This window comes from Ohtaekwangia sp. (genome assembly GCF_036568665.1).
Lineage (GTDB): Bacteria > Bacteroidota > Bacteroidia > Cytophagales > Cyclobacteriaceae > Ohtaekwangia.
Genome location: NZ_DATCSD010000079.1, coordinates 1 through 4,828, shown reverse-complemented (window position 1 = coordinate 4,828; position 4,828 = coordinate 1). Strand labels below are relative to the sequence as shown.

Here is a 4,828-nt window from a genome sequence, read left to right as displayed (position 1 = left end):
AATTGGTTCTCCTATAGTAAAGAACCAGTTATAGATCATTACATCATCCGTAAATACAAAATGACCACCATATCGCAGGCTATCAATAATAATTGTCTTCAATGGAGTAAAATAATCCTCAGCTGAAGCTTTTCCTTTTCCGAAGACTTCATTTTGATAGAGTATCTCTTTTTTGATAACCTTGCTTCTGGTCGGGTTAATCAGAACTTTTCTCTCCGATACTTTCAATGTGTCAGTAACATCGCCCGTTTTCAGCAAGTGCTTTCCTTCTTCAAGACTTCTTTTTATAGTGCTGTCGGCAGGAACACTGATCGACTCATTATCTATATAAACCGTCAAGGCATCGGCTGAAGGATTATAGATATAAACAGTATATCTTTTAGGCTGCGAGCAAGAAGTAATGAATATACTCCCGATGCAGACGAGAACCAACGCGAGACACTTTGTTTTTAGTTCATTTCCACTCATAGTGATTCATCTAAATTATTACACTGAAATATAGCTATATTTTCTAAGTTGAAGTATTCACATTATCCTGCCACTCGCCTGTAACAACTCCTATTCATCTTCATATTGAGATTGGATTCTCAGCCAATTTAAAACCTCATGTCTTTCAAAACTGATAATGTGGTTTATTTTCGTCTGATCTTTCTTGCCGTTAAAGAGTAAATCCCTGAAATACGTAGTGGCCATCTTCGTTGAGTAAATTCTCTTCGTAGATCACTATATTGTTTTTTACAACCTTCAAACTTTTTATATTTGGATCGTATGGAAACAAAAACTAAACCACAGTCACGCCATCTCGGCAGAAAAATCAGCCGCATACGGGAACTACTAGGTGTAAAGCAGGAAGTTCTTGCAGAAAAGTTAGGCATCAGTCAACAAGCAATATCCAAGATCGAACAAAGCGAACATGTCGAAGATGCAACCCTTGAAAAAATAGCGAAAGCGTTGGGAGTAAGTAATGAGGCAATTTTAAATTTTAGCGAAGAAGCTACGTTAAATTTCATTAGCAATTTCAATGATAACAGCACCAATCAAGGTGCATTGAATAACTACAACTGCACTATTAATCTATTGGATAGATGGCTTGATGCCATAGATGAGAACAAAAAATTATATGAAGCTCTTCTGAAAAGTGAACGTGAAAAGTTTTCTATGCTGGAAAAATTATTAAAAGATAACCAGTAGAGAGCTTAAAGTAATTTTAAGTAACAAATGAACTCGTCTTTCGGTAAAAGCTTTATTCCTACTCGTAATTTTTGCGGCAAGTCTTCAGATATGAGATTTATCCCGATATAGTCTTCTCCTTTTATTTTGTTTACGGCAAAATTAGTTTCGTAAACAGCGTTTGTTTCTAAATTTATTATCTCTACTGATCCCTGCTTTAAACCGACATCAGTCCTTTTAAAGATGAACTTAAAGTGGTTAGATTCAATAACTTTATTATCAAATTCCTTTTTGAGGGGCTCTAACTCCTCTAACTTTTGTTCAATTGTTTTCATTGTTATATCGCTATATTCTAAAAATACTTAAAAATTTTGAGTCTTTTCTTAATTTATAGAATTGAGCAAAGTGAAAGCCACAAACAAGTAGTCGACAAAAATTAGATAAAAAAGGAAAATGATGGATTGCCTAACAACCAATTTCTTAGGACTTATTACTCCCGGCCTAGTAGCCATTGTGGGGAATATAATCTTTTACATTATTGTGAAACGTAAGATTGACAATGCAATAGAAAGACATAAAATTTCTTATTCAGAAATTTTTAAAGAAAAATTAGAAGTACATAAGCAAATTTTAAAGGGAATTATTGAGCTTAAGTCCAAGATTCAACAATACCAATATTCAGGAAACCAAGATTTAGCAAAGGAGATATTTCTGGATGTGAACAGATTCATAAGTCACTATCAAATGAATAGACCCTTTATTAGGACAAAGATTCTTGAAGGATTAAAAGCACTAACAGAAGAATTACAAAAATGCTTTGAAGATTTTTACAAACACAATTATCTAACTACTAAGGAGGGCATTGACCCCCAAATTATAGTTGAGACATTAAACAAATACTTCGAGGCAGGAAATAAATTCAAAAAAGATGAGCCATTCGGGCAAATTGAGGATCTTATAATTTCTGAAATGAGAGCTGATTTAAAAATTAAAGACTGAAAGAATTACGAGGCCATTTTTCAAATATACTAGTAAAAATATGGCTACAGATTCATAAGTGACATTAGGTATTTTCACCTTACAAACTTCAAAAGGAAGATATACTCATTTATATACAGGCTCCCATAATTGAACTTGCTTTCTTTTCGAAGATCAGTCCGGTAGGAACACCTGACTGCACACAACTCACCTAAAAAAGAAAGAGGAGCCTGCGCTCCTCTTTCAACCTAACTAACCCCTCAAAAACTATCTTTTATTGTGCGCGCTTCGCGTTCATAGGGAAGCTGCCGAAATCGCCCACCGTCATATTACCCGCCAGTGTATCTCCGGTAATGATCGCTTTCACACTAATCACTCTTGCATTGCCACCGAAGTTTACTTCATAGCTGAACGTAATTTCATTACCATTTACTTTCACGTTGGATATAGGGTTCTCGCTGTTAAAGCGATTGTTCTTGATGGTACCGCTATATACATCGCCATCTTTCTTAATGGTAAGTGTACCGGCACCGCCTTGTGGCGAATCTATAGTATAGTTCCAGGTACCTTCTGCTACCACTACAGCAGCAGGATCGGCAGCCGGTATATTTGCCGGAGCGGTTGTTGTTGCTGCACCCTGGCCTTGTGTTCTGGCACCACCTTGTGTCTGGCCTGCACCACCCTGACGGAAGTTACCACCGCCCTGGCCACCACCCTGAGCACCACCGCCCATATCGCCACCGCCACCATCACCTTCTTTCAGGTCATCGTTGCTCACAGACTTTCTGCGTTTTGGTTTAGCATCTACGCTCATCTTACCAATGCGGTAGCTGAAGTTGATGCGGAAGCTCATGTTCTTCATCACGTTCACACTGGAGCTTTCTACCAGCTGAGAGTTTACCTTGTTACGAATCTTTATACCAGATGTAGCAAAGAAGTTCTCTGCTCCAAAGCCTATACTTCCGCGCTTGTCGTTCAAATCTTTCTTCAAGCCCAGACTATATATACCGAAGCCACCTTGTGTTCCCTGCAACTGTATCTGGCGACCGCGATAGAATCCGAAGAACTGGAAGCCCCAGCCTTTGGTTAAGTTATAGCTACCAAAGAGGCGATAGCTTGCTACCCAACCCGAGTTGCTCGCGCTATACTGAGGATCAGGATTGTTGTTTTTCAACATCGAGTAAAACAGGTCTGTACCTCCATTCAAGGAGAGCTTGCCAATGTTTACGTTCGCAAAGATGTTAAGACCTACTGCATCTTCCTGACCGATGTTCTTATAGGTTGTTCTTACTGTATCGGCATCGGTGCTTACTTTGCCGATTACATCGCGTATACTCTGGATCGCGTTGTTGGTATTGCGCCAGAAACCGGAGAAGTTAAGAGACGTTCCCTTAATGAACGTGCTATAGGTTAACTCGTAGTTGTTGGTATACTCCGGACTAAGCGATGGATTACCAATGGATATATTGTATGGATTGGATGCCTGTATATTTGGATTGAGGTACTGAATAGACGGACGCTGAATACGTCTGTTATAGGCAGCCTTCAATGTTTTACCATTGCTGAATTTCTTTGAAATGTTCAGGCTCGGAACAAGTGCACCGTAAGAAGGAATCTCGATTTTGTCTTCTGTTAATGTATAGGCCTTGATGGTAGTATACTCATAGCGTGAACCTGCTTTTACGCTGATGTTACTCTTGGTAGTATAAGTATACGATAAATATCCACCCGCTACGTTCTGATCGTAGTTCAGGTTATTTGAAAGTGATATGTTGCTGGAAGGAATATACCCTCCGTTACCATCGGAAGTGAAGTATTGAAATTCGCTGAACGCTTTACGCATAATATCTTTTGCACCGAACTCTACCATCTGGTTAGTACCAATCGGTGATTGATAATCGGCCTGTATCGTTACTTCCTGGTTATAGCTGTCGTTTACGTTCTTTACACCCTGCGTAACATCCGCACCGTTCTGTTGAAATATAGCGTTCTCGTAATTATTCGTACGGTTGTTGCGGCTAAAGCTTCCCATAAAGCTCAACTCACGCTGCGGCTTGGCATACAAGTGTGTAAAACTCAGGTTGGCATCTACCGTATTGGATTGATCTTTCGATAATACATTTCGCAAGCTGGTAGTGGTAGCGTTGTTAGGATCGTCCACCGCATTATCAATCATAGTGAACAGATTATCCTGGTAGTTGTTACCGTTACGTGCACCAAAGCGAACAGAAGCCGCCATATAGTTCTTCTCGTTGATATCGTAATCCCAGCCGAGATTATAGTTACCAAATATACCATTGCTGCGAGTGTTGGCCTGCTGCAGGTTTTGTGTCTGCGGACCTTCGAGTGTTGAACGGGTATATTGATTGTTGTTGAAGCTACCTTTTACATTATAGCTTGCACGGCCCCATCCTCCGAGAGAGAATCCCATTTTACCTTTACGATAGTTACCGTTCAAACCGAGGTTAGAACCCCGTGTACCTACACCGGCATCTACGTTTAGCGTAAGACCTTGTAAAGTATTTTTCTTGGTAACAATGTTGATGATACCGGCAGAACCTTCTGCATCATATTTCGCAGAGGGAGAAGTGATCACTTCTACCGACTTGATCTGATCGGCCGGAATCTGCTTCAACGCATCGGCTACACTGGAAGCCATGATGGTAGAAGGTTTGTTGTT

General features: G+C 39.7%; 5 protein-coding genes. 2 read left to right on the top strand and 3 right to left on the bottom strand.

Annotation, left to right across the window (positions count from 1 at the left end):
- A partial coding sequence (locus tag VIN08_RS04095) for a hypothetical protein (protein ID WP_331960635.1) occupies positions 1-468 on the bottom strand: 468 nt, incomplete at its 3' end.
- A gap of 300 nt (positions 469-768) precedes the next feature.
- Between VIN08_RS04095 and VIN08_RS04090 the strand changes: the two genes are divergently transcribed.
- Positions 769-1,191: a helix-turn-helix transcriptional regulator gene (locus tag VIN08_RS04090; protein WP_331960632.1), complete on the top strand. Its 423-nt coding sequence runs from the start codon at positions 769-771 to the stop codon at positions 1,189-1,191.
- Positions 1,192-1,196: 5 nt separating this feature from the next.
- Here the strand turns inward: VIN08_RS04090 and VIN08_RS04085 are convergent, their stop codons facing one another.
- Positions 1,197-1,505: a hypothetical protein gene (locus tag VIN08_RS04085; protein ID WP_331960629.1), complete on the bottom strand. Its 309-nt coding sequence runs from the start codon at positions 1,503-1,505 to the stop codon at positions 1,197-1,199.
- Positions 1,506-1,710: 205 nt separating this feature from the next.
- On the opposite strand from VIN08_RS04085, the gene VIN08_RS04080 reads away from it, so the two are divergent.
- Positions 1,711-2,169, top strand: coding sequence for a hypothetical protein (locus VIN08_RS04080; RefSeq protein WP_331960626.1), 459 nt, complete (start codon positions 1,711-1,713; stop codon positions 2,167-2,169).
- A 253-nt stretch (positions 2,170-2,422) separates the two neighbouring features.
- Here the strand turns inward: VIN08_RS04080 and VIN08_RS04075 are convergent.
- Positions 2,423-4,828, bottom strand: a 2,406-nt coding sequence (locus VIN08_RS04075) for an outer membrane beta-barrel family protein (protein ID WP_331960623.1), incomplete at its 5' end; no start/stop codon positions are given.